This is a genomic window from Dactylosporangium sp. NPDC000244 (genome assembly GCF_040300725.1).
Lineage (GTDB): Bacteria > Actinomycetota > Actinomycetes > Mycobacteriales > Micromonosporaceae > Dactylosporangium.
The window spans coordinates 141170-163226 of record NZ_JBEPEH010000010.1; the positions used below are offsets into that span (position 1 = coordinate 141170).

Here is a 22057-nt window from a genome sequence, read left to right on the forward strand (position 1 = left end):
AGACCTTGACGCTGCGGGGTGATGGCTTTTTGCCAGGTCTGGTAAGAACGTCAGCCGACATTGGTCAGCTCCGGAGCCTCGGTGCGGTGGGCGCCGACGTGGGCCGTCTTCTCCCAGTTGGTCGCGCCCTTGAGCTGGCGGTAGAGCGCCCGGCCGGCCGCGTAGGACAGCACCATCTGGTACGGGAACCAGGTCAGCGCCATCTTCACCACGGTGCCCGGCCCGGCCTTGAGCCCGTGCGCGCCGGTGAACTCGTACAGCCCGACGACGGACATCACGAAGTGCGCGCCGAGCAGCAGGACCGGCAGCCACGACAGCATCGCGACCGGCACCGGCACGCTGAGCACGAACGCGGACAGCATCGCGACCGGCAGGTAGAAGCCGAGCATCGCCTGCACGTGCGGGAAGGCCAGGGTGTACCAGGCCAGGAACCGCTGCCGCCGGTTGGGCATCAGCTTCCAGGTGCCCTTGCCGAGCGTCTGCATGAACCCCTGGCACCAGCGGGTGCGCTGCTTGATGAAGCTCTGCAGGGTCGGCGGGGTCTCCTCCTTGGTGACGTACCGGTCGTCATAGACCACCCGGACCTTCTCCCCCATGCTGGAGACCCGCAGGCCGATGTCCGCGTCCTCGGTCAGGTTCGTCTCGTCCCAGCCGCCGAGGCGCTCGATGAGGTCCTTCTTGAAGAAGACCGTGTTGCCGCCGAGGGTGATCGCGCCGTTCTTGGCGTGGTAGTGCAGGCGGCTGCGGAACCAGAAGAAGTACTCCAGGACGTTGAACGTCGAGTACCAGTTGGAGTCGAAGTTCATCAGCTGTACGCCGGCCTGCACGACGCTGACGTCGTCGGACAGCATGATGGTGTTGACGATGTCGAACAGCTCCGGCTGGACCTCGTCCTCGGCGTCGAAGATGGACACCACGTCGCTGGTGGCGTGGCGCAGCGCGGTGTTGAGCCCGTGCGGCTTGTTGATCGGCCCGTCGTCGAACACGACCACGTCGACGTTGCTGCGCCCGACCGCTCGCAGGGCGCTCACCTGGGCCCGGGCCTGCTCGATGGTGCCCACGTCGTCCGCCGAGCACACGACGAGGATCTGCACCAGGTGCGGCGGGTAGTCAGCGGACGCGGCGCGGGCGATGGTGGCTTGGATGACCTCCTCCTCGTGGCGCGCCGGGAGGATGGCGGTGAAGGAGAGTTCCGGCGTAGCACGTTGATCGGGCACCCGGGCCTTGGCGTCCGCCTCGGGCTGGTCCCACGTGTAGATCATGAGATACAGGGCGTGCGCCGCCTGCACCGTCAGCACCAGCGAGATCAGCGTGAGGACGGCCAACACCAGCTGCTCCATCGGTGCGTTCACTCCAAATCCACTTCGAGCTGACGGCGAAGTTGACCCCGAAGCCGGCCGCGATACCGACCAGGTTGGCGGGGAGGTAGTGCAGGCCGAGTGCGACCAGCAGCTGGACGACGATCACGTTGACGGGCAGGGCGGCCAGCCCGGCGAGACTGAAGTAGGCGAAGCGCGTCAGCGAAAGGCGCCTCCGGCGAAAGGTCCACAGTTCGTGCAGCACGTAGTTGGACACGAGGGCGAGCTCGACCGCGGCCACGGTCGCGGGCAGCAGCGCGAGCCCGAGCAGCCCGTGCAGCGTGAGCAGGGCGACGTTGTTCACGACGACACCGCTGACTCCCACCAGGGAGAACCGGCTCAGCCGGTGCAAGGAGTGCGTCACGCTCCCAACCGTGCCGACGCACGGGCCCCCGGGGCATCACGCCGGGGTGCTGCCGGGCCCCACACCTTCGGCCTCCCCCATTTGGCGTAGACCGCTTGGACGTTTTGTGGGTAGTCCGCGCGGCGATGAGTACCCGGATCTTGATCGCAGACGACCACGCCATGGTGCGCGAGGGGCTGTATCGCTTCCTGTCGCTCAGCGGCGACCTGGAGCCGGTCGGCGCCGCGGCCGACGGGCAGGAGGCCGTGGCGCTGGCCCACGAGCTGCGGCCCGACCTCGTGCTGATGGACCTGCTGATGCCGGTCCTCGACGGGATCACCGCGATCGGTGTGATCCGCCGGGAGCTGCCGGACGTGGAGGTGGTGGCGCTCAGCGGGTACCTCGAGCCGCAGCTCATCGCCGACGCGCTGCACGCGGGCGCGGTGGGGTACCTCCTGAAGGACACCGACGCCGAGGAGCTGCACCGGGCCGTGCGCGCCGCGGCCGCCGGCCAGGTGCAGCTCTCCCCCGCGGTCGCGGCCCGGCTGGTACGCGACGTGCACGTGCCGGCCAACCCGCCGCAGCTGACCCGGCGGGAGGAGGAGGTGCTGACGCTGCTGGCCCGCGGGCGCGCCAACGGGCAGATCGCCCGGGAGCTGCACATCGCGCCGCAGACGGTCAAGACGCACGTCAGTAACATCCTGCAGAAGCTCGGCATGTCCAGCCGCACGCAGGCCGCGCTCTACGCGATGCGGGTCGGGCTGGTCCCGGTGCACGCGGCGGCCCCCTCGTGACGTCGGTCGTCGTCTTCGACGCGCGAGGGGCCGTCGTGTCCGGGTCGGCGGCCGGTTTCGACACGGCGGTCGTCACCGATGCCCTGGCGGCCCGGCGGCCGATCCGGACCCGGCGCGCGACCTACCTGCCGGTGACCGGCGGGGTGCTGGCCGTCGCCGGGCGCCGGGCCCCCCGCCCGTCCAGCCTGGCACCGTTCGTGCCCCTCGCCGAGCAGCTGCTGGCCGCACCGGCCCGGCTGGCTCGGGACCTGCACGACTCGGTGGTGCAGACGCTGTACGGCATCAGCCTCGGCGCGGGCACGGCCGCGGAGCTGCTCTACGGCAACCCGGCGCACGCCGAGGCCTCGCTGGCCTGGATCAAGGAGACGGCCACGGCGGGCCTGACCGACCTGCGCGGCATCATCCTGCGGCTGCGCCCCGAGACCCTCGGCGGCGCCGGGCTCGCCGCGGCCCTGCGCAGCGCCTTCGACACCCTGCACGCCACGCCCGGGCGGGCCGGGTGGGGGCTGCAACTCGACGCCGATCCGGCGGTCAGCCCGCAGGTGGAGGAGGCGTTGTACCGCATCGCGCTGGAGGCCCTCGGCAACGCCGCCCGGCACGCCGAGGCCTCGCAGGTCACCGTGCGGCTGGCCGGCGACGACAGCCGCGTGGTGCTGGAGGTGTCCGACGACGGCGTGGGCTTCGCGCCGTCGACGTCGTTCCCGGGGCGGCTCGGGCTGCACTCGATGCGCGAGCGGGCCCTGCTGCTGGGCGGGACGCTCGACATCCTCAGCGCGCCCGGTTCCGGGACCGTGATCCGGGCGGCCCTTCCCTTGGGGTGAGTCCTCCCGTCACGCGCGTTGCCAGGCTTGACGCATGCGTGTGGTTGTCGACCTCACCAGGTGTCAGGGGTACGCGCAGTGCGCCTTCCTCGCCCCCTCGGCCTTTCAGATACAGGGTGACGAGGCCCTGTTCTACGACCCCTCACCGACCGTCGACGCCGCCGTGCGCCGGGCGGCGGCCGCGTGCCCGGTGCAGGCGATCCAGCTCGACCGGGTCAGCTCCGTCGCCATGCCGGCGATGACGGGCCCCTCCGTCGGGCGCATCGTGATCGTCGGCGCCTCCCTCGCCGGTTTGCGGGCGGCCGAGGCGCTGCGCGAGGAGGGCTACTCGGGCTCGCTCACGCTGATCGACGACGAGCCCTACGGCCCGTACGACCGCCCGCCCCTGTCCAAACAGGCCCTCGGCGGCCGCATCCGCCCCGACGCGACCGGCCTGCCGCGCCGGTCCGACCTCGACGCCCGCTGGCGCCTCGGCGTGCGCGCGCTCGCCCTGGACCTGCCCGGCCGCCGGGTGCAGCTCAGCGACGGCACCGCGGTCCCGTTCGACCGCCTGCTGATCGCCACCGGCGTGCGCGCCCGCCCGTGGCCCGGCCCGGAATTCGACGGCGTGTTCGTCCTGCGCACCCGCGACGACGCGATCGCGCTGCAGCATCGCCTGCTGCCCGCCGACGGCTCCCGCCCCGGCCGCGTGCTCGTCGTCGGCGCCGGGTTCACCGGCTCGGAGGTGGCCTCGACGTGCCGCTCGCTGGGCCTGGACGTGACCGTGGCCGAGGCCGCGAGCACGCCGCTGGAGGGCGCGCTCGGCTCCACCATCGGCTCGATCGCCGCCGACCTGCAGCGCGCGCACGGCGTCGACCTGCGCTGCGGCGTGACCGTGACCCGCCTCGAGGGCGACCACCGGGTGCGGCGGGCGGTGCTGTCGGACGGCGACGTGCTCGACGTCGACGTGGTGGTGGCCGCGCTGGGCGGCGAGCGCAACGTCGAATGGCTCGCCCACTCCGGGCTCGCCGCCGGCCCGTGGGGCGTGGCCTGCGACGCGGGCTGCCGCGCCTTCGACATCAACGGCGTGGTGACGGACGACGTCTTCGTGGCCGGCGACGTGGCGCGGTCGCCGAACGCGCTGTTCGGCTACCAGTTCCTGGCCCTGGAGCACTGGGCCAACGCCGTGGCCCAGGCCGAGGTGGCCGCGCACAACATGGTGAGCGACGAGTCGGACCGGTGGCCGCACCTGCACATGCCGCGGTTCTGGTCCGCCCAGTTCGGGATCAACATCAAATCCGTGGGTGTACCGACCTTCTCCGACGAGGTGATGGTCGTCCAGGGCTCGGTGGCGGACCGCCGGTTCGCCGCGGCGTACGGCTATCGAGGCCGTATCACCGCCGCGGTGACCTTCAACCACGCCAAGTGGCTGCCGTTCTACGCGCGCCAGATCGAACAGGCAGCACCGTTTCCGCCGTCGTTCAACTCGGCCGACCGTCCGGACGACACGTTGCCGGTCCCGGCGGGCGTCCCGGACCCGGCGACCCTGGCCAGGGACGCCACCGTGATGGCGACCGGCCACCGCCCGAACCTGGCTCGAATCTCCTGACTCCTTTTTCTTGCAGCTTTGATTGGAACCTTCCGATGACGACAGCGGTCGCCTCCGCATTCGGCGCGGTCCTGGATCCCGTGAACCGCCACGACCCCTACCCCCTGCTCACCTCCCTGCGCCGCACCCCGGTCGCGGTGACGCAGGACGGCACCTACGTGGTGAGCACCTTCGACGCGATCACCGCGCTCCTGCACGATCCGCGGGTGAGCTCCTCCGACATTCCCGACCTGGCGGAGAAGTCGTCGTCCGGCGCGACGGCGGATCTGGTCGGACTGCCGCCGAGCTTCCTGCGCCAGGACCCGCCCGGACACGACCGCCTGCGCCGCCTGGCCACCCGCCCCTTCGGCCCGCCGCACACCCCGCACCGCGTGGCCGACCTGGAGCCGACGCTGACCTCGCTGGCGCGGTCCCTGGTGGCGGCCTTCCCACTGTCCACCGTGGACCTGGTCGACCATTTCGCGTACCCCCTGCCGGTCCAGGTCATCTGCTCCCTGCTCGGCGTCCCCATGGCGGACGAGCCGCGGTTCCGGGCCTGGATCGACGCGGCCCTGATCTCGGTCGAGCCGAACCGGGCCGCCCTGGCCGACCTGGCCCAGTACCTCGGCGAGCTGGTCGACGCCCGCCTGGCCGACCTGGCCACCCCCGACGGCGGGGCGGCTCTGGGCGGCGACCTGCTCACGGGCCTGGCCACCGACGACGGCCCCGACGGGCGGATGTCCCGCTCCGAGCTGGTCAGCACCGCGATGCTGCTGCTCATCGCCGGCCATGAGACCACGGTCAACCTGATCGCCAACAGCGCGCTCATCCTGCTGCGCCAGGGGGCGTGGCTGGAGCGCCTGCTCGCCGAGCCGGACATCGTGGTGCCGTTCGTCGAGGAGGTGCTGCGCTACGACCCGCCGGTGCAGATGCTGCCGTGGCGTACGGCGCTCGACGACATCCCGATCGCGGGGACCACGATCCCGGCGGGCGCGTCGATCACGCTGGTCCTGGCCGCGGGCAACCGGGACCCGGAGCAGTTCCCGGACCCGGACCGGTTCGACCCGGATCGGCGGCCGGCTCAGCATCTTGGGTTCGGCGACGGGATTCACTACTGCTTCGGGGCGCCGCTGGCTCGGCTGGAGGCTCAGGTCGCTCTGACGGCTTTGGCTCCGGTGCTGGCTCGTGCGCGGCTGCTGGAGGATCCGCCGGAGTACCGCCTGAGCGCCGTCCTGCGCGGCCCCCGCCACCTGCGCGTGGCGCTCGATTGACGGCACCGGCCCCCGGCCTCGGTGGCGCGGCTGGCTCGTGCGCGGCCGCCCGGAGGAACCGCCTGAGCGCCGTCCTGCGGTGGGCCGTGTCGTACCTGGAGTCGCGGTGCGACACCAACCGCGGGGCCCCCAGCACCAGCGGCGGCTTCGGCCCCCGCGCCACCTACGCGGGGGCACTTGATCGACTTATATCGATTTGGCCCCGGCGGGGCGACGCGCCGCGGCCCGACGCCAAACGGCGGGGGCTGCGTCCACTCGCGGGACCGAGAACCGACCATTCGCACGCTGGACGATTTGTCGCGATTTGATGATTTGCGCAGATAGCCCACCAAACGAGCCCATTCCGTTGCGCGCAACGGTGAAGGCACTCGCCGAGCCGCCGAAATCCGCGAAGGCCGGCGCGGGTCTGCGGCGACGACGCCGGGGTTCCGGGTGGACGCGATCAAGCTGCGAATAGGCGCGTTCCCACAACAACAACCGCCCCAGACCGACGGTTACCGCACCGCCGCCGACGCGACGAACGACGAGGGATCTTGCCCCGAGATCAGCCCAGGCGGCCGGCTCGCACGGGACTACGAGCGTGAGCCGAAGCTGGTCGAGCACCGCGGGATCGCACCATCGGGCCGAAGCAGCACTCCGCGAACCGGATGGACGCGCTCGGGGCAGGACAAACACCCACGGCCAGCTGGATCAACACAGCCGCTGCGAGCGTGCGGACTTCGCGCGACCGCACCCACGCGGTGCGCCTGGCTCACATCCCGACCGCCGCGACCGCTACCTTTGGGCCCAACTCGCCGCGATCCATCCACACCGCGACGCAAGGGCTCCAGGAGGGTTCCGGCGCTGCTTAAGAAAAACCCTATCACATGCGACCTAACCGATCATGCCCGTCAATGCCAACGGTGACGACGCGATCACCCCAGGACAATATCAAGGTTGCAAGCGTCCGACATGATCGCGGGCATGCCGGAATTTGAGGTTTCGCCGCGCGGGTACGACGTCAATGCGGTTCAGGACCTGGTCGGGCGGGCCGAGTCGGCGCTCGCCGGCCGTGATCCCGCTCAGCGCGCCCAAGCCCTCGCCGCGATCCGCGAGGCGAAGATCGGCGTCGTGCTGCGCGGGTACGACCGGGCTCAAGTCGATCAGTACTTAGCCCAGGTCACGCGGGAGCTCGGCGGTTGAGCGACAGCGGCAAAGCAAAGACGGCGCCGCCCGAATGCACCGGGGACGCCGCCTCCAAAGGGAAGATTCAGGCCTCGACCAGGGCCATGACCTCGTCGCTCACGTCGAAGTTCGCGTAGACGTTCTGCACGTCGTCGCAGTCCTCCAGGGCGTCGATCACCTTGAAGACCTTGCGCGCGCCCTCCTCGTCCAGGGGGACGGTCACGCTCGGGACGAAGGACGACTCCGCGCTCTCGTAGTCGATCCCCGCGTCCTGCAGGGCCGTGCGCACGGGGACCAGGTCCGAGGCCTCGGAGATGATCTCGAAGGCCTCGCCGAGGTCGTTGACCTCCTCGGCGCCCGCGTCGAGGACGGCCATGAGCAGGTCGTCCTCGGTCAGCTCGCCGGCCTTCGGGACGATCACGACACCCTTGCGGGTGAACATGTACGACACGCTGCCCGCGTCGGCCAGCGAGCCGCCGTTGCGCGTCAGGGCGACCCGCACCTCCGTCGAGGCTCGGTTGCGGTTGTCCGTCAGGCACTCGATGAGGATGGCGACGCCGTTCGGGCCGTAGCCCTCGTACATGGCCGTCTGCCAGTCCGCGCCGCCGCCGATGAGGCCCGAGCCGCGCTTGACCGCGTTGTTGATGTTGTCGTTGGGGACCGAGTTCTTCTTCGCCTTCTGGATGGCGTCGAAGAGGGTCGGGTTGCCGGCCGGGTCACCGCCGCCCGTGCGGGCAGCCACCTCGACGTTCTTGATCAGGCGGGCGAAGAGCTTCCCACGCTTGGCGTCGATGACCGCCTTCTTGTGCTTGGTGGTCGCCCATTTAGAGTGCCCCGACATGCCTAACCCTCCGTCGTCTTACCCGCCTCGCGCACCATCTCCACGAAGTACCGATGGACGCGTAGGTCGCCGGTGAGCTCGGGGTGGAAGGATGTCGCGAGCAGGTGCCGCTGCCGAACCGCGACAATCCTACCGGCGGCCGGGCCATCCTTCACGCGGCCCAGCACCTCGACGGAGTCTTCCACACTCTCGACCCAGGGCGCGCGGATGAACACGGCGTGGAAGGGCCCGCCGTCGATGCCCGAAATGTCCACGGTGCCCTCGAACGAATCGACCTGGCGGCCGAACGCGTTACGGCGGACGGTCATGTCGATGCCGCCGAACGGGACCTGGTCGGCGCGGCCGTCCAGGATCGTCGAGGCCAGCATGATCATGCCGGCGCAGGAGCCGTAGACGGGCAGGCCGGCCGCGATCCGCTTGCGCAGCGGCTCGAGCAGGCCGAACTCGATCGCCAGCTTGCTCATCGTGGTCGACTCGCCGCCGGGGATGATCAGGCCGTCGACGGAGTCGAGCTCGTCGGCCCGTCGCACGGGGCGGCCGATCGCGTCGAGATCGGCCACCGCGTGCAGGTGTTCACGGGTATCGCCCTGCAGGGCGAGCACGCCGATGATCACGGGGGCGGTCACCAGCCCCGCTCGGCGAGGCGGTGCGGCTGCGGGATCTCGTCCACGTTGATGCCGACCATGGCCTCGCCCAGGCCCCGGGAGACCTTGGCCAGCACGTCGGGGTCGTCGTGGAAGGTGGTGGCCTTGACGATCGCGGCGGCGCGCTGCTGCGGGTTGCCGGACTTGAAGATGCCGGAGCCGACGAAGACGCCCTCGGCGCCGAGCTGCATCATCATCGCCGCGTCGGCCGGGGTCGCGATGCCGCCGGCGGTGAACAGCACGACGGGCAGCTTGCCGTTCTCGGCGACCTCCTTGACCAGCTCGTACGGCGCCTGGAGCTCCTTGGCCGCGACGAACAGCTCGTCCTCGGGCAGCGAGGTCAGCCGGCGGATCTCGCCGCGGATCTTGCGCATGTGGGTGGTGGCGTTGGAGACGTCGCCGGTGCCGGCCTCGCCCTTGGAGCGGATCATGGCCGCGCCCTCGTTGATGCGCCGCAGCGCCTCGCCGAGGTTGGTGGCGCCGCACACGAACGGCACCGTGAACGCCCACTTGTCGATGTGGTTGGCGTAGTCGGCCGGGGTGAGCACCTCGGACTCGTCGACGTAGTCGACGCCGAGCGCCTGGAGCACCTGGGCCTCGACGAAGTGCCCGATGCGGGCCTTGGCCATGACCGGGATGGAGACGGCGTTGATGATGCCGTCGATCATGTCGGGGTCGCTCATGCGCGACACGCCGCCCTGCGCGCGGATGTCGGCGGGGACCCGCTCGAGCGCCATCACCGCGACGGCGCCGGCGTCCTCCGCGATCTTGGCCTGCTCGGGCGTGACGACGTCCATGATGACGCCGCCCTTGAGCATCTCGGCCATGCCGCGCTTGACGCGGGCGGTGCCGGTGACCGGCGAAGTGGGTGAGGACACGACGACGCACTCCTAACAGGGAAAGCTGGATTCACCCGCAAGTTTACGCTTCCGTCACCCCTCACCCCGACGGCCAACGGCAACCCTGTGGCCCACGAATCACGAAAGGGAGGGGTCGTCGACGTCGAAGTAGGCCGGAACGGGGTGTTTTCTGGCCAGCCGGAACACCCGCACCAGGCCCCGGCGGCGCACGGCGAGGGCGTCGCGCACGACGTCGTTGTGCACCTGACGAGCCAGGGCCACCCGTCGGCTGACCTGCACCAACGTGTCGTCGACGGGGGTGGCGCCGAAGTCCAGGCGCAGGTGGCGGGTGAGGTCGTTCTCGGCCACCTCGCGGTCGTCCGGCTGGGCGTCGAGGGCGATCTTGGCCGCGTACATGAGCGTGGGCAGCTGGGCCGCCTCGGCCAGGGCCACCGCGGCGGCGGCCCGGCGCACCAGGTGCGCGTCGAGGGTCGCGTAGGCCGCGGCCGCCCGCGCGTGGAGCCGGTCGACGCGGGCCGCGAGCCACGTCAGGTAGGTGGCCACCGCGACCACCACGGCCACCACGGCGATCACCCACCACATGCGGCGCAGCCTACGGGACGGATTCCTGGACGGTGGCTCCGGCAACCTCGATGGCGGTTGAATACACCTCGAGGACCCGCTCGGCGACGACCGGCCAGTCGTAGGCGGCCACCACCTCGGCGCCCCGGGCGGCCAGGGCGGCCCGGCGGGCGGGGTCGTCGAGCAGGGCCGCGGCCGTGCGGGCCAGGGCGGCGGCGTCACCGACCGGGAACAGCGCCCCGGCCGCGCCGCCGTCGAGCACCCGCCGGAACGCGTCGAGCTCGCTGGCCAGCACGGCGGTGCCGGCCGCCATCGCCTCCGTGAGGATCATGCCGAAGGACTCGCCGCCGGTGTTGGGGGCGACGTAGAGGTCGACGCTGCGCAGCATCCGGGCCTTGTCCGGCTCCGACACCTTGCCGAGGAAGACGACGCGATCCCCGACGCGATCACGGTACGGGAAGTCCTCCATGACGTCCTCGGGGTCGCCCGGCCCGGCGACGAGCAGCCGGAGCCCGGGACGATCGGCCGCAAGAGCGGCGAAACCGTCCAGAAGGTACCGAAACCCCTTCCGCGGCTCCGTGAACCGGCCGATGAACCCGAGCGCCCCGCCGTCGCCCGGCCAGCCGTCCAGGGGAATCGCGTCACGGTACTTCGACGCCTGCACCCCGTTCGGGATCTCCCAGGCCGACCCGCCCAGGTGCTCGACCTGCACCTTGCGGGCCAGTTCCGAGACGGCGATCCGCCCGGTGATCTTCTCGAGCACGAGCTGGAGCACGCCCTGCGCCGCAGCGAGGGCCCGCGAGCGGGTCATCGCGGTGTGGAAGGTCGCCACGACCGGGCCGCGCGCGGAGAGCACCGCGAGCATCGACAGGCTCGGGATCAGCGGCTCGTGCACGTGCAGCACGTCGAAGCGCCCCGCGGCGAGCCAGCGGCGCACCCGGGTCGCGGAGATCAGGCCGAACGAGACGCGGGCGACCGAGCCGTTGTACGGCACCGGCACGGTCCGCCCGGCCGGCACGACGTAGGGCAGGGTCATGCCCTCGTCGTCCCCCGGGGCCAGGACACTGACGTGATGGCCGAGCGCGATGAGCGTCTCGGCGAGGTCGCGGACGTGGTTCTGCACCCCGCCGGGCACGTCGAACGAGTACGGGCAGACGATCCCGATGCGCAACGTCCCTCCCCTAGGCCACGGTGCTGACGGCCGGCTCGTCGAGCCAGAACCGCTGGAGCATGTGCCAGTCCTCCGGGTGCCGCGCGATGCCCTCGGCGAACGTGTCGGCGACCCGCTGCGTGACGATCCGGACCCGGGCGTCGAGAGAGCCCTCGTCCACGCCGGGCATCGGAATCGGGCCGGCGAGGTGCCCGGCCGCCGCATACGCATCGAACCACATGTCGACCACATAGAGCGGGGCGCCGGTGCGCAGGGCGAGCAGCGCCGGGCCGGCGGGCATGCGGGTGCGCCCGCCGAAGAACTCGACCTCGACCCCGCGCGGGGTCAGGTCGCGGTCGGCGAGCAGCGGCACGACGGCCGCGTCCCGCTTGATCCGCTCCTCGAGCACGTCGAAGACGGGCCGGTCGCCGCCGGTCAGCGGCAGGATCTCCATGCCGAGGGAGCGGCGGAAGGCCAGGAACTTGAGGTACACGCTCTCGGGTTTGAGCCGTTCGGCCACGGTGGTGATCGGCCAGCCCTTGGCGGCGACCCAGGCCCCGGCCGCGTCCCAGTTGCCGGCGTGCGGCAGGGCGACCACGGAACCGATGCCGGCGTGGTGGTTCTGCCCGAGCAGCTCGCCGCGCTCGAGGCGGAAGCCGGCCAGGATCTGCGCCTTGGAGCGCCCCGGGAGCTGGAACGCCTCCAGGTAGTAGCGCGCGTAGGAGCGCAGGGCGCGGTGCAGAAGCCGCTGGAACTCGTCCTCGGGCATCTCGGGTCCGACCACACGTCGCAGGTTCTTGGCGAGTGTGGCCGTTCCCTTACCCGGTTTCCCGCGCCGGTACCCTCTGTGACCGCTCGAGGCCGCGGCCGCGAACAAGGGCCAGACGGCGCCCCGGGGCAGCTTCGGCAGCAGGTTGAACGCCGTGCCGTAGCCGAGCTCGGTCAGGTTCACCGGGCCTCGACCCGCTCGGCCGCGTACGCCTGCCGGTACACCGTGCCGATGCGCTGCCCGATGGTCACGATCGACAGGGCGGCCAGCAGCCACATGACGATCTCGAGGCCGAACGGCACGCCGAAGGTCCACAGCAGGCCCCCGACGCCGATGCCGATCAGGCGCTCGGGCCGCTCGATGATGCCCACGTTGCACGTGAAGCCCAGACCCTCGGCCCGCGCCTTGACGTAGGACACCACCTGCCCGGTGAGCAGGCACAGCAGGGCGGCGGCGACCACGCGCGGCTCGTGCTGCGTGGCGTACCAGTAGGCGACGGACCCGAAGATCGCGCCGTCGGCGATGCGGTCCATCGAGGAGTCCAGCAGGGCGCCGAACTTGTTGGTGATCCCGCGCTGGCGGGCCATCGAGCCGTCGATGAGGTCCGTGAAGCAGCTCACGGTGATGATAACGAGCGCGATGAACAGGTGGCCGCGCGCGGCGAAGCCGAAGGCGCCGACGAGCACGCCGAGGGTGCCGATCACCGTGACCGCGTTCGGGGTGATCCCGGCGCGCAGGAGTGCGGCGGCGACGGGGTCCAGGACGCGGGCCAGTCCGGCCCGGCTGACTACGCTGAAGATCTTCGCCATGGCGCTCTCACGATAACGGGGGCGGCGCTCGGCGGATACCGGCACGTGGGACTGCTCACGGTGCTTGAGTAAAGCGGAGGCGCGAGGGTCGCACGGCCCTTGTGTCGGTGAAGTTTCGGGTGTGGGATCGGTGAACAGGTTGTGACTGTGAGACTGCTCACAGGTGGCGCGAGACTTTCGGGAGGCGCGTGATGGCGCAGAAGGTCCAGGAGAAGGGTGTCACCGGCGCCGCGCCGGTGGTTGATGATCCCGGCAGGGTACGCAACGTGGTGGTCGTCGGGCACTCCGGTTCGGGGAAGACGACGCTGGTCGAGGCGCTGCTCGCGGCGACCGGCACGATTCCCCGCCCCGGTTCGGTGACCGAGGGCACCACGGTCACCGACCACGACCCCGCGGCGCAGAAGCAGCAGCGTTCCGTGACGCTGTCCTGCGCCCCGGTGATGCACGACGGCGTGAAGGTCAACCTGCTCGACACGCCCGGCTACGCGGACTTCGTCGGCGAGCTGCGCGCCGGGCTGCGCGCCGCCGACGCCGCCCTGTTCGTGGTCTCGGCGGTCGACGGCATGGACGCGGCCACCGCGGCGCTGTGGGAGGAGTGCGCCCACGTCGGGATGCCCCGGGCGGTGGCGATCACCCGCCTGGACCACCACCGGGCCGACTTCGACGAGACGCTGCAGACCTGCCAGGAGGTCTTCGGCGACAACGTGCTGCCGTTGTACCTGCCGATGCTGGGCGACGACGGGACGAGCACCGCGGGCCTCATCGGCCTGATCACCCACCGCGTCTTCGACTACTCGGCCGGGTTCCCGCCCGAGGTCCGCGACCCCGACGCCGAGCACCTGCCGGCGATCGAGGAGTCCCACAACGCGCTGCTCGAGGGGATCATCGCCGAGAGCGAGGACGAGACGCTCATGGAGCGCTACCTCGGCGGCGAGGCGATCGAGACCTCCGTGATCATCGACGACCTCGAGAAGGCCGTCGCGCGCGGCACCTTCTACCCGGTCGTACCGGTCTGCGCCGAGACCCGCGTCGGGCTCGACGCGCTCCTGGAGGTGCTGGTCAGCGGGTTCCCATCGCCGCTGGAGCACGAGGTGCCGCCGGTCACCGACGTCGAGGGCCACCCCCGCGAGCCGCTCGCCTGCGACCCCGACGGGCCGCTGGTGGCCGAGGTCGTCAAGACCACGATCGACCCGTACGTCGGGCGGGTCTCCCTGGTCCGGATCTTCTCGGGCACGCTGCGCCCGGAGACGCCGGTGCACATCTCCGGGCACGGCATGGCCGAGCGCGGCCACCCCGACCACGACGCCGACGAGCGCTTCGCCCACCTGTTCTCCCCGCTCGGCTCCAACCTCCGCGAGGTGCCGCTGGCCGTGGCCGGGGACCTGGTGGCGGTGACGAAGTCGGGCACCGCCGAGACCGGCGACACGATCTCGGCCAAGGACGCCCCGCTGCTCATGGCCCCCTGGGAGATGCCGGAGCCGCTGCTGCCGATCGCGATCACCGCCCGCACCCGCTCCGACGAGGACGCCCTCGCGAAGAACCTGGGCCGGCTCGTGGCCGGGGACCCGACGCTGCGGCTGGAGCGCAACGCCGAGACGCACCAGCTCGTGCTGTGGTGCATGGGCGAGGCGCACGCCGACGTGGTGCTCGACCGGCTCCGGGCCGGCGGCGTGGAGCTGGACACCGAGCCGGTGAAGGTCGCGCTGCGCGAGACGTTCGCCGCGCCGAGCCAGGGCCACGGGCGGCACGTGAAGCAGTCAGGCGGGCACGGGCAGTACGCCGTGTGCGACATCCGGGTCGAGCCGCTCCCGCGCGGGTCGGGCTTCGAGTTCGTCGACAAGATCGTCGGCGGGGTGGTGCCGCACAACTACATCCCCTCGGTCGAGAAGGGCGTGCGCAGCCAGATGGAGCGCGGGATGGTCGCCGGGTACCCGGTGGTCGACGTGCGCGTGACGCTCTACGACGGCAAGGCGCACTCCGTCGACTCCTCCGACGCCGCGTTCCAGACCGCCGGGGCGCTGGCCCTGCGGGAGGCGGCCGAGCAGGGCCACACGACGCTGCTGGAGCCGATCGACGAGGTGACGATCCGCGTGCCGGACGACTTCGTCGGCGCGGTGATGAGCGACCTGTCGGGCCGGCGCGGGCGGGTGCTGGGCAACGAGCCGGACCCCGACGGCCACGAGCGCACCCTGGTCAAGGCCGAGGTGCCGGCGACGGAGCTGGTCCGCTACGCGGTCGAGCTGCGGGCGATGACCTCGGGCTCGGGCACGTTCACGCGCGCGTTCGTCCGGCACGACCCGATGCCGGCGCACCTGGCCGAGGCGGTCAAGAAGGAGCACGCCGCCCGCTGACGAATTTCACCCACGGTGATCCCGTCGTGGCGGGATCACCGTTAGGGTGAGCCGTGATCTTCGGGCGGTCGAAGCGGAAGGCCGGGGACCCCGGCGCGATCGTGGACTTCTGGACGTGGTGGCCGACCGTGCGGGCCGATGTCGAGGCCGCGATCGGCTCCGGGAACTGGGCCACGCTCACCCCGCAGATGTCCCGCCGGGTCGAGGCGATCCATCCCGAGCTGGAGTGGGAGTTCTGCCGCGGTACCGATGCGAAACACGCCCTCGTCGTGTCGGCCGCCGGCGCCGCGGACCTGCGCCCGGTGGCCGCCCGCTGGGGCGCCCTGGCTCCCGAGGCCGACGCGACCTGGGAGTATCACACCGCCCGGCAGCCCGATCCGCGCGTGCTGGAGCAGACGATCGGCCTCGGCGAGGGCGTGCAGCTCGACCTGACCCAGCTGCGCTTCGCGTTCGAGCGCGACGAGCGCTCCCCCGAGATCGACGTGATCGCCTTCCACCCCGGCTTCCGGATGCTCGGCGACGAGTTCCGCGGCCGGGTCACGTTCCTGACCCTGGACTGGCTGCTCGGCGAGGACGGCGTCGAGGAGTGGATCGGCAGCATCGCCTGGGAGACCACGGAGCCCGACGGCGCCGCCGACCCGCACGAGCTCGCCGCGGCCGTCGAGGCGCTGCGGGAGGAGTTCCGCACCCCGCAGTGGGTGCTGCTGCACGGCGACACGCCCGGCGGCGGCCCGGTCATCGTCGCGGTCCAGCGGCCGCTGCGCCCGGTGCGCTGGCCCCGGTTCGACACGCACGTGGCGATCACGCTGCCCTACCGGCAGCGCACCGAGGCCGGCCTGCCCGAGGCCGAGTCCCTGGCGGCGCTGCGGGACTTCGAGGACAGCGCTTTGACGACCGCAGCCGGCCCGGACGGCGTCCTGCTCGCCCACGAGACCAGCGACGGGGCCCGGACGCTGCACTACTACGTCGACGCGGACTCCCCCGCCGCGGACGACCTGGCCGAGGCGGCCGGGTGGTGGAAGGACGGCCGGGCCCGGGTCGAGCGGCACTTCGACCCGTCGCTGGAGCGCATCGGCCGCTTTCGCTGAACCCGTTAGGTGGGACGCGTGGCGGACATCGTGCAGAACGGCGAGGTGCTGCGGCTGCTGGACGAGCTGACCACCATGAGGGGCGCGCGGATCCCCTACCCGCGCTACGCCCGGCTCCGCGAGATCTCCCCGATCGTGCGGGCCGAGGACGGGGCCCTGGTCGTGACCGGGTACGGCGACTGCCAGACCGTGGTCCGCGACGGCCGGCTGTCGGCCGGGTTCAGCTCGACAGCGCCGCCTCCAGCAGCGGGGTCAGCAGCCTGACGTAGGTCGACGTGACGTGGCTGCCGTCGCGGTACACCAGCGTGTTGCCGACGACGGCCGGGCACACCGCGGCGGTGCAGAACCAGGGCGCCGGGTCGGCCACGGTCACGCCCGCGGCCCGGGCCGCCCGCTCGATCGCGGCGCGCCGGGCCGGATACAGGGCGGCGGGGGCGGGCAGGGCGCAGCGGGTGATCGCCGCCGGGTGCGCCGCGACGCAGTCGGGAACGCTGGTCCCGCGCGGATCCGGGGTGTCCTGCAGCAGTACCACCCGTGCCCCCGACGCCCCGACGCGCCGGGCGGTCGTCGTCAGCGCCGCGGCCCAGGCGGTGTCCGCGGGCGGTTGCGCGCCCGCGGGCGGATCGGTGTACGTGCGCGTGGACAGCACGACCAGGGCCGGGCGGAGCCGGGCGATCACCGCGAGGGCGTCATCGCGCCAGGCCGAGCACTCCCGGTACACCCGCCGGGTCCCCAGCTTGATCGTGAGCGCGTCCGCGGGCGTGCACCCGCTCTTGGCCAGCACGACGAGCCGCCAGTGGCGCCGGTGGGCGATCTGGTCGACGGCGTCGAACCACTGCTCGGTGTGCGAGTCGCCGAACAGCACCATAAGCGCGGTGCCGTCCGGGTCGCCGTGGCGGTCGCAGCCCTTCGCCAGCGCCGCCCTCGTCGACGTGTCGTCGAGCGAGGCGAGGCAGCCGCGGTCGCCGGACGGGGTGTCGCGGGCCGCGACGGCGACGGGCGGGGTGAGGTTCTGCGGCAGCGCGGCCTGCGTGGCACCCGCGGCGATGAGGCCCTCGAGCCGGGCCCGGGCCTCGCCGACGGTGTCCGGGGCGGTCACGGCCGCGGCGGTGTCGCCGGCGGTACCGGCCCCGGGCGCCCGCATCGGCAGGCCGAGCAGGATCGTGGCGGCGCCGGCGGTGAGCGCGGTGACGGCGGCGCCCAGCACCAGGCCGTGCCGCCGGGCGCGGCCGAAGCGGATCGGGTTCTCGACCAGGTGCAGCGAGAGCCAGGCCGGCAGCAGCGCGGCGACCGCGGCCGCCGGCCTGACCAGCGGGCCGTCGTGCAGGTGGGCGGCGATGACGAGGGCGGGCCAGTGCCACAGGTACCAGCCGTAGGAGAGGCGGCCGACCCAGCGCAGGGCCGCGGTGCCGAGCAGCGGGTTGGGGCGCGTGCGGCCGGCCGCGACGACGAGCGCGGCGCCGGCGACGGGCAGCACGGCCGCGTAGCCCGGGAACAGGGTCTGGTCGTCGAACCACAGCGCCGCCGCGACGATCATCGCCAGCCCGGGCCAGGTCGCGAATCCGGGCAGCCGCGGCGCGAGCAGGGCGATGAGCCCGCCGGCGGCCAGCTCCCAGGCGCGGGCCTGCAGGCCGAAGTACGCCCACGGCTGCGCGGCGGTCGTCTGCCAGACGCAGATCGCCAGCGAGGCCGCCGCCAGGATTGCGAGGGCGGTCACGGCGCGCCGGCGGGTGGCCCCAGCGACCACCAGCAGCAGCGGCCACACGAGGTAGAACTGCTCCTCGACCGCGAGGGACCAGCAGTGCTGCAGCGGCGACGGTTCCCGGGCGGCGTCCAGGTAGTCGGTGCCCTGGGCGGCGAGGCGGACGTTGATGCCGTACACGGCGGCCGTGATCGCGTCCAGGCTGACCGCCCGCGCGGCCAGCGGCGACAGCCACGCCCACGCGGCGGCGACGGTCGCGGCGGTGGCCAGGGCCGCGGCGGGCAGCAGGCGCACCATCCGCCGGCCGTAGAACGCGGCGAGGCGGATGCGGCCGGTGGCGCGGCGCTCGGCGTAAAGATGGCGGGTGATCAGGAAGCCGGAGATCACGAAGAAGACGTCGACGCCGACGTACCCGCCCGCGAGGCCCGGCACGCCGGCGTGCGCGAGCACCACGCCCACCACGGCGACGGCGCGCAGGCCCTCGATGTCGCCCCGGAACGCGGGCCGCTCGCGCGGTGCGACCCGGACGGGCCGGGGACGTGGACGGGGGCCGGGTCGCCGTTGTCCGGGGGTACGAGGCGTGGACCGGGTGACGGTCACCGGTTGCCGCCGAGTCGCCTACGCACCGCGACACGGTAGCGAATTCGGGCATTTACTGCACTTTCCGGAGATTTACTCCGATTTCGGGGGACAACTCGGCCGGGCCGGCGCCGGTAGGGTGCCTGGCGTGATCAAGCAGCGGGTCGCCCGGATCCTGACGGAGGCGTTCGCGCCCGCGGTGCTCGTGTCGGTGCTGCTCGTGCTGCTCGGCGTGCACTCGGAGCCGGGCCTCGCGCGCGGGCTGGCGCTCGGGGCCGTCGCGGCGCTGTTCGAGAGCGTGCTGCCGTTCCTGTACATCGTGCGCGGGGTGCGCAGCGGGCGGATCAGCGATCATCACATCGGCGACCGCCGCCAGCGGCTCGTCCCGCTGCTGGTCGGGATGGGGTCGGTGCTGGCCGGGATCGTGGTGCTGGTGCTCGCCGGCGCGCACCGCGAGCTGCTCGCCGCGGTCGGGGCCGGCGGGGTCGGGCTGGTCGTCGCCGCGCTGGTCAACCACTGGTGGAAGATGTCGATCCACGCGGCGGTGGCGGCGGGGTCGGTGGTCATCCTCTGCATGGTGTACGGCTGGATCATGCTCGTCACCGCCCCGCTCGTCGGCGCCGTGGGCTGGTCCCGCGTGGCCCTCAAGGACCACACGGCGGCGCAGGTCGCGGTCGGCACCGTGGTGGGGGCGCTCGTCGCCGGTGGGGTGTTCGCGGCCCTTCGGTGACGTGCTCGATAGCATCGGAGGGCAAACCGACCTCTTGATGCTTGGGAGCAGCCCGTGTCCGCAGTGCGCTCGAATACCGAAGCCCCACCGCGCATCGTGGTCCCGGCGGGCACGACGGCGGCCGCCGCGGTCGCCGCGGCCGGGCTCCCGACCAGCGGCCCGAAGGCGATCGTCGTGGTCCGCGAGGGGGACCGGCTGCGCGACCTCGACTGGACGCCGGACGCCGACACCGAGGTCGACGCGGTCGACATGTCCAGCCCCGACGGGCTCAACGTGCTGCGCCACTCGACCGCGCACGTGCTCGCCCAGGCCGTGCAGGACGTGTTCCCGGAGGCCAAGCTCGGCATCGGCCCGCCGATCGAGAACGGCTTCTACTACGACTTCATGGTCGCCAAGCCGTTCCACCCCGACGACCTCGCCAAGCTCGAGAAGCGCATGCAGGAGATCATCAAGGCCGGCCAGCGCTTCCGGCGGCGGCGCTTCGACTCGGTCGAGCAGGCCAAGGCCGAGCTCGCCGACGAGCCGTTCAAGCTCGAGCTCGTCGACGTCAAGTCGGATGTGGACACCACCGAGGTGATGGAGGTCGGCGGCGGCGAGCTGACCATCTACGACAACCTCGACCCGCAGTCGGAGAAGGTCTGCTGGTCCGACCTGTGCCGCGGCCCGCACCTGCCCTCGACCCGGTTCATCCCCGCGTTCAAGATCATGCGCATCGCGGCCGCCTACTGGCGCGGCTCCGAGAAGAACCCGCAGCTGCAGCGCATCTACGGCACGGCGTGGCCGACGCGGGACGCGCTGAAGGACTACCAGAAGCTGCTCGAGGAGGCGGCCCGGCGCGACCACCGCAAGCTCGGGGCCGACCTGGACCTGTTCAGCTTCCCGGACGAGCTCGGCTCCGGCCTCGCCGTGTTCCACCCCAAGGGCGGGATCATCCGGCGGGAGATGGAGCAGTACTCGCGCCAGCGCCACCAGGAGTCCGGCTACGAGTTCGTGAACACGCCGCACATCAGCAAGTCGAACCTGTTCCACACCTCGGGGCACCTGCCGTACTACGCCGACACCATGTTCCCGCCTATGGAGATGGAGGGCGCGGAGTACTACCTCAAGGCCATGAACTGCCCGATGCACAACCTGATCTTCCGGGCCCGCGGCCGCTCCTACCGCGAGCTGCCGCTGCGCCTGTTCGAGTTCGGCAGCGTGTACCGCTACGAGAAGTCGGGCGTGGTGCACGGCCTCACCCGCGTGCGCGCCATGACGCAGGACGACTCGCACATCTACTGCACCAAGGAGCAGATGGCCGGCGAGCTGACCTCCCTGCTCCAGTTCGTCCTGGACCTGCTGCGCGACTACGGCCTGCCGGACTTCTACCTCGAACTGTCGACCCGCGACGACTCCCCCAAGTTCATCGGCGAGGACGCGGACTGGGAGGAGGCCACCGAGGCCCTCCGCTCCGCGGCCGAGGCGTCGGGCCTGGAGCTCGTCCCGGACCCGGGCGGCGCCGCCTTCTACGGCCCCAAGATCTCCGTCCAGGCCAAGGACGCCATCGGCCGCACCTGGCAGCTCTCGACCATCCAGGTGGACTTCAACCAGCCGAAGCGCTTCGGCCTGGAGTACCAGGCCTCGGACGGCACCCGCCAGCAGCCCGTCATGATCCACCGCGCGCTGTTCGGCTCGATCGAGCGCTTCTTCGGCGTCCTGACCGAGCACTACGCTGGCGCGTTCCCGGCCTGGCTCGCCCCGGTCCAGGTGGTCGGCATCCCGATCCGCTCCGACCACGCCGACTACCTCTTCGACTTCGCCGACATGCTGCGCAAGGAAGGCATCCGCGTCGAGGTCGACCACTCCGACGAGCGCATGCAGAAGAAGATCCGCAACGCGCAGCAGCAGAAGATCCCGTTCATGGCCATCGCCGGCGACGACGACGTCACGGGCGGGACGGTGAGCTTCCGCTACCGCGACGGCTCGCAGCGCAACGGCGTGCCCCTGGCCGAGGCCGTGGCCCACGTCGTGGACGTAGTCCGCTCGCGCACCAACGTCGGCCCGTCCGCCCCCGCCCCCGCTCCCGCGAACTCTGCCGACTCAGCCGCATCGACGCCCTCGGTTCCCGGGTCGCCCGAGTGACGAACCCGGGTGAGCCGGACGAGCTGGAGCGCTTGTGGACGCCACATCGCATGGCGTACATCAAGGGCGAGGATCGAGCCGACGACCACGACGAGCCGGCCGGGTGCCCGTTCTGCCGGGCCCCCGGCCTGCCCCCGGACGAAAGCCTCGTAGTCGCGCGCGGCGAGGCCGTGTACGCGATCCTGAACCTCTACCCGTACAACCCCGGCCACCTCATGGTCGTCCCGTACCGGCACGTGGCCGACTACACCGACCTGACCCAGCCCGAAACCGCCGAGGTCGCATCGTTCACCCAGTCGGCGATGCGAGTGATCCGCCGGGTGAGCGGCGCCCACGGCTTCAACCTGGGCATGAACCAGGGCGCCGTAGCGGGCGCCGGGATAGCCGCCCACCTGCACCAGCACATCGTCCCGAGATGGGGCGGCGACACGAACTTCATGCCGGTGGTGGGCCGCACGAAGGTCCTGCCGCAGCTCCTGACCGACACGCGCAAACTCTTCGCCGAGGTCTGGCCGGCCCCCTGATCCACAGCAC

The 22057-nt window shown here is 71.9% G+C and carries 20 protein-coding genes and 1 pseudogene; 11 read left to right on the forward strand and 10 right to left on the reverse strand.

Going from position 1 to position 22057, the window contains the following annotated elements:
* Positions 1–50: 50 nt before the first annotated feature.
* Positions 51–1352: a glycosyltransferase gene (locus ABT369_RS16215; RefSeq protein WP_350612652.1), complete on the reverse strand. Its 1302-nt coding sequence runs from the start codon at positions 1350–1352 to the stop codon at positions 51–53.
* A gap of 13 nt (positions 1353–1365) precedes the next feature.
* A pseudogene (locus ABT369_RS16220) lies at positions 1366–1722 on the reverse strand (GtrA family protein); the annotation flags it as partial.
* Positions 1723–1847: 125 nt separating this feature from the next.
* Between ABT369_RS16220 and ABT369_RS16225 the strand changes: the two are divergent.
* The 5 genes from ABT369_RS16225 to ABT369_RS16245 all read left to right on the forward strand — a co-directional run bounded on the left by ABT369_RS16225 (position 1848) and on the right by ABT369_RS16245 (position 7336).
* Positions 1848–2495, forward strand: coding sequence for a response regulator (locus ABT369_RS16225; protein ID WP_350612654.1), 648 nt, complete (start codon positions 1848–1850; stop codon positions 2493–2495).
* Positions 2492–3316, forward strand: coding sequence for a sensor histidine kinase (locus ABT369_RS16230; RefSeq protein ID WP_350612655.1), 825 nt, complete (start codon positions 2492–2494; stop codon positions 3314–3316). The genes ABT369_RS16225 and ABT369_RS16230 overlap by 4 nt, the downstream gene beginning before the upstream one ends.
* Positions 3317–3350: 34 nt before the next feature.
* Positions 3351–4904 carry an FAD-dependent oxidoreductase gene (locus ABT369_RS16235; RefSeq protein WP_350612656.1) on the forward strand — a complete coding sequence of 518 codons (1554 nt, stop codon included), beginning with the start codon at positions 3351–3353 and terminating at the stop codon, positions 4902–4904.
* Positions 4905–4939: 35 nt separating this feature from the next.
* Entirely contained in the window at positions 4940–6154 is a 1215-nt protein-coding gene (locus ABT369_RS16240; RefSeq protein ID WP_350612658.1) for a cytochrome P450, read from the forward strand.
* Positions 6155–7105: 951 nt separating this feature from the next.
* Positions 7106–7336: a DivIVA domain-containing protein gene (locus ABT369_RS16245; RefSeq protein ID WP_350612659.1), complete on the forward strand. Its 231-nt coding sequence runs from the start codon at positions 7106–7108 to the stop codon at positions 7334–7336.
* Positions 7337–7403: 67 nt separating this feature from the next.
* Here ABT369_RS16245 and ABT369_RS16250 read toward each other — a convergent pair whose 3' ends face one another.
* The 7 genes from ABT369_RS16250 to pgsA form a co-directional block, all read right to left on the reverse strand.
* Positions 7404–8159 carry a YebC/PmpR family DNA-binding transcriptional regulator gene (locus ABT369_RS16250; RefSeq protein WP_350612661.1) on the reverse strand — a complete coding sequence of 252 codons (756 nt, stop codon included), beginning with the start codon at positions 8157–8159 and terminating at the stop codon, positions 7404–7406.
* A gap of 2 nt (positions 8160–8161) precedes the next feature.
* Positions 8162–8785, reverse strand: a complete 624-nt coding sequence (pdxT, locus tag ABT369_RS16255; protein WP_350612663.1) for a pyridoxal 5'-phosphate synthase glutaminase subunit PdxT — start codon at positions 8783–8785, stop codon at positions 8162–8164.
* Positions 8782–9681, reverse strand: a complete 900-nt coding sequence (gene pdxS / locus ABT369_RS16260) for a pyridoxal 5'-phosphate synthase lyase subunit PdxS (RefSeq protein WP_350612664.1) — start codon at positions 9679–9681, stop codon at positions 8782–8784. Before pdxS ends, pdxT begins: the two co-directional genes overlap by 4 nt.
* Positions 9682–9780: 99 nt before the next feature.
* Positions 9781–10245, reverse strand: a complete 465-nt coding sequence (locus ABT369_RS16265) for a hypothetical protein (protein ID WP_350612666.1) — start codon at positions 10243–10245, stop codon at positions 9781–9783.
* A 10-nt stretch (positions 10246–10255) separates the two neighbouring features.
* Positions 10256–11395 carry a glycosyltransferase family 4 protein gene (locus ABT369_RS16270; protein ID WP_350612667.1) on the reverse strand — a complete coding sequence of 380 codons (1140 nt, stop codon included), beginning with the start codon at positions 11393–11395 and terminating at the stop codon, positions 10256–10258.
* A gap of 10 nt (positions 11396–11405) precedes the next feature.
* A complete protein-coding gene (locus ABT369_RS16275; protein WP_350612669.1) occupies positions 11406–12326 on the reverse strand; it encodes a phosphatidylinositol mannoside acyltransferase in 921 nt (306 codons plus the stop codon).
* On the reverse strand, positions 12323–12952 hold the full coding sequence (gene pgsA / locus ABT369_RS16280) for a phosphatidylinositol phosphate synthase (RefSeq protein ID WP_350612671.1): 630 nt from the start codon (positions 12950–12952) through the stop codon (positions 12323–12325). The genes ABT369_RS16275 and pgsA overlap by 4 nt, the downstream gene beginning before the upstream one ends.
* A 191-nt stretch (positions 12953–13143) precedes the next feature.
* Here pgsA and ABT369_RS16285 point away from each other — a divergent pair, with 191 nt between their 5' ends.
* Genes ABT369_RS16285 through ABT369_RS16295 form a run of 3 tightly spaced genes read left to right on the forward strand, consistent with a single transcriptional unit; the run spans position 13144 to position 16655 of the window.
* Positions 13144–15303, forward strand: coding sequence for an elongation factor G-like protein EF-G2 (locus tag ABT369_RS16285; protein ID WP_350612673.1), 2160 nt, complete (start codon positions 13144–13146; stop codon positions 15301–15303).
* A 53-nt stretch (positions 15304–15356) separates the two neighbouring features.
* A complete protein-coding gene (locus ABT369_RS16290; RefSeq protein ID WP_350612675.1) occupies positions 15357–16391 on the forward strand; it encodes a DUF695 domain-containing protein in 1035 nt (344 codons plus the stop codon).
* Positions 16392–16409: 18 nt separating this feature from the next.
* Positions 16410–16655 carry a hypothetical protein gene (locus ABT369_RS16295; protein ID WP_350612676.1) on the forward strand — a complete coding sequence of 82 codons (246 nt, stop codon included), beginning with the start codon at positions 16410–16412 and terminating at the stop codon, positions 16653–16655.
* On the opposite strand, the gene ABT369_RS16300 is transcribed toward ABT369_RS16295, so the two are convergent.
* Complete coding sequence (locus ABT369_RS16300) at positions 16612–18693, reverse strand: acyltransferase family protein (RefSeq protein WP_350612677.1); 2082 nt, start codon at positions 18691–18693, stop codon at positions 16612–16614. The two genes, ABT369_RS16295 and ABT369_RS16300, sit on opposite strands and share 44 nt — an antisense overlap.
* A 127-nt stretch (positions 18694–18820) precedes the next feature.
* Between ABT369_RS16300 and ABT369_RS16305 the strand changes: the two genes are divergently transcribed.
* The 3 genes from ABT369_RS16305 (at position 18821) to ABT369_RS16315 (ending at position 22047) form a co-directional block, all read left to right on the forward strand.
* Positions 18821–19402, forward strand: coding sequence for a phosphatase PAP2 family protein (locus tag ABT369_RS16305; RefSeq protein ID WP_350612678.1), 582 nt, complete (start codon positions 18821–18823; stop codon positions 19400–19402).
* A gap of 63 nt (positions 19403–19465) precedes the next feature.
* The gene (thrS, locus tag ABT369_RS16310) at positions 19466–21523 is read left to right on the forward strand and encodes a threonine--tRNA ligase (RefSeq protein ID WP_502891774.1); all 2058 of its coding nucleotides are present in this window, start codon (positions 19466–19468) and stop codon (positions 21521–21523) included.
* A gap of 50 nt (positions 21524–21573) precedes the next feature.
* Complete coding sequence (locus ABT369_RS16315; RefSeq protein ID WP_350612840.1) at positions 21574–22047, forward strand: HIT family protein; 474 nt, start codon at positions 21574–21576, stop codon at positions 22045–22047.
* The last annotated feature ends 10 nt before the right edge of the window (positions 22048–22057 follow it).

Bases quoted from the DNA above. Each gene is read 5' to 3' on its own strand.
- ABT369_RS16225 (WP_350612654.1), top strand. From the start codon at position 1,848: ATGAGTACCCGGATCTTGATCGCAGACGACCACGCCATGGTGCGCGAG.
- ABT369_RS16235 (WP_350612656.1), top strand. From the start codon at position 3,351: ATGCGTGTGGTTGTCGACCTCACCAGGTGTCAGGGGTACGCGCAGTGC.
- ABT369_RS16240 (WP_350612658.1), top strand. From the start codon at position 4,940: ATGACGACAGCGGTCGCCTCCGCATTCGGCGCGGTCCTGGATCCCGTG.
- ABT369_RS16245 (WP_350612659.1), top strand. From the start codon at position 7,106: ATGATCGCGGGCATGCCGGAATTTGAGGTTTCGCCGCGCGGGTACGAC.
- ABT369_RS16250 (WP_350612661.1), bottom strand. From the start codon at position 8,159: ATGTCGGGGCACTCTAAATGGGCGACCACCAAGCACAAGAAGGCGGTC.
- ABT369_RS16265 (WP_350612666.1), bottom strand. From the start codon at position 10,245: ATGTGGTGGGTGATCGCCGTGGTGGCCGTGGTGGTCGCGGTGGCCACC.
- pgsA (WP_350612671.1), bottom strand. From the start codon at position 12,952: ATGGCGAAGATCTTCAGCGTAGTCAGCCGGGCCGGACTGGCCCGCGTC.
- ABT369_RS16285 (WP_350612673.1), top strand. From the start codon at position 13,144: ATGGCGCAGAAGGTCCAGGAGAAGGGTGTCACCGGCGCCGCGCCGGTG.
- ABT369_RS16315 (WP_350612840.1), top strand. From the start codon at position 21,574: ATGGCGTACATCAAGGGCGAGGATCGAGCCGACGACCACGACGAGCCG.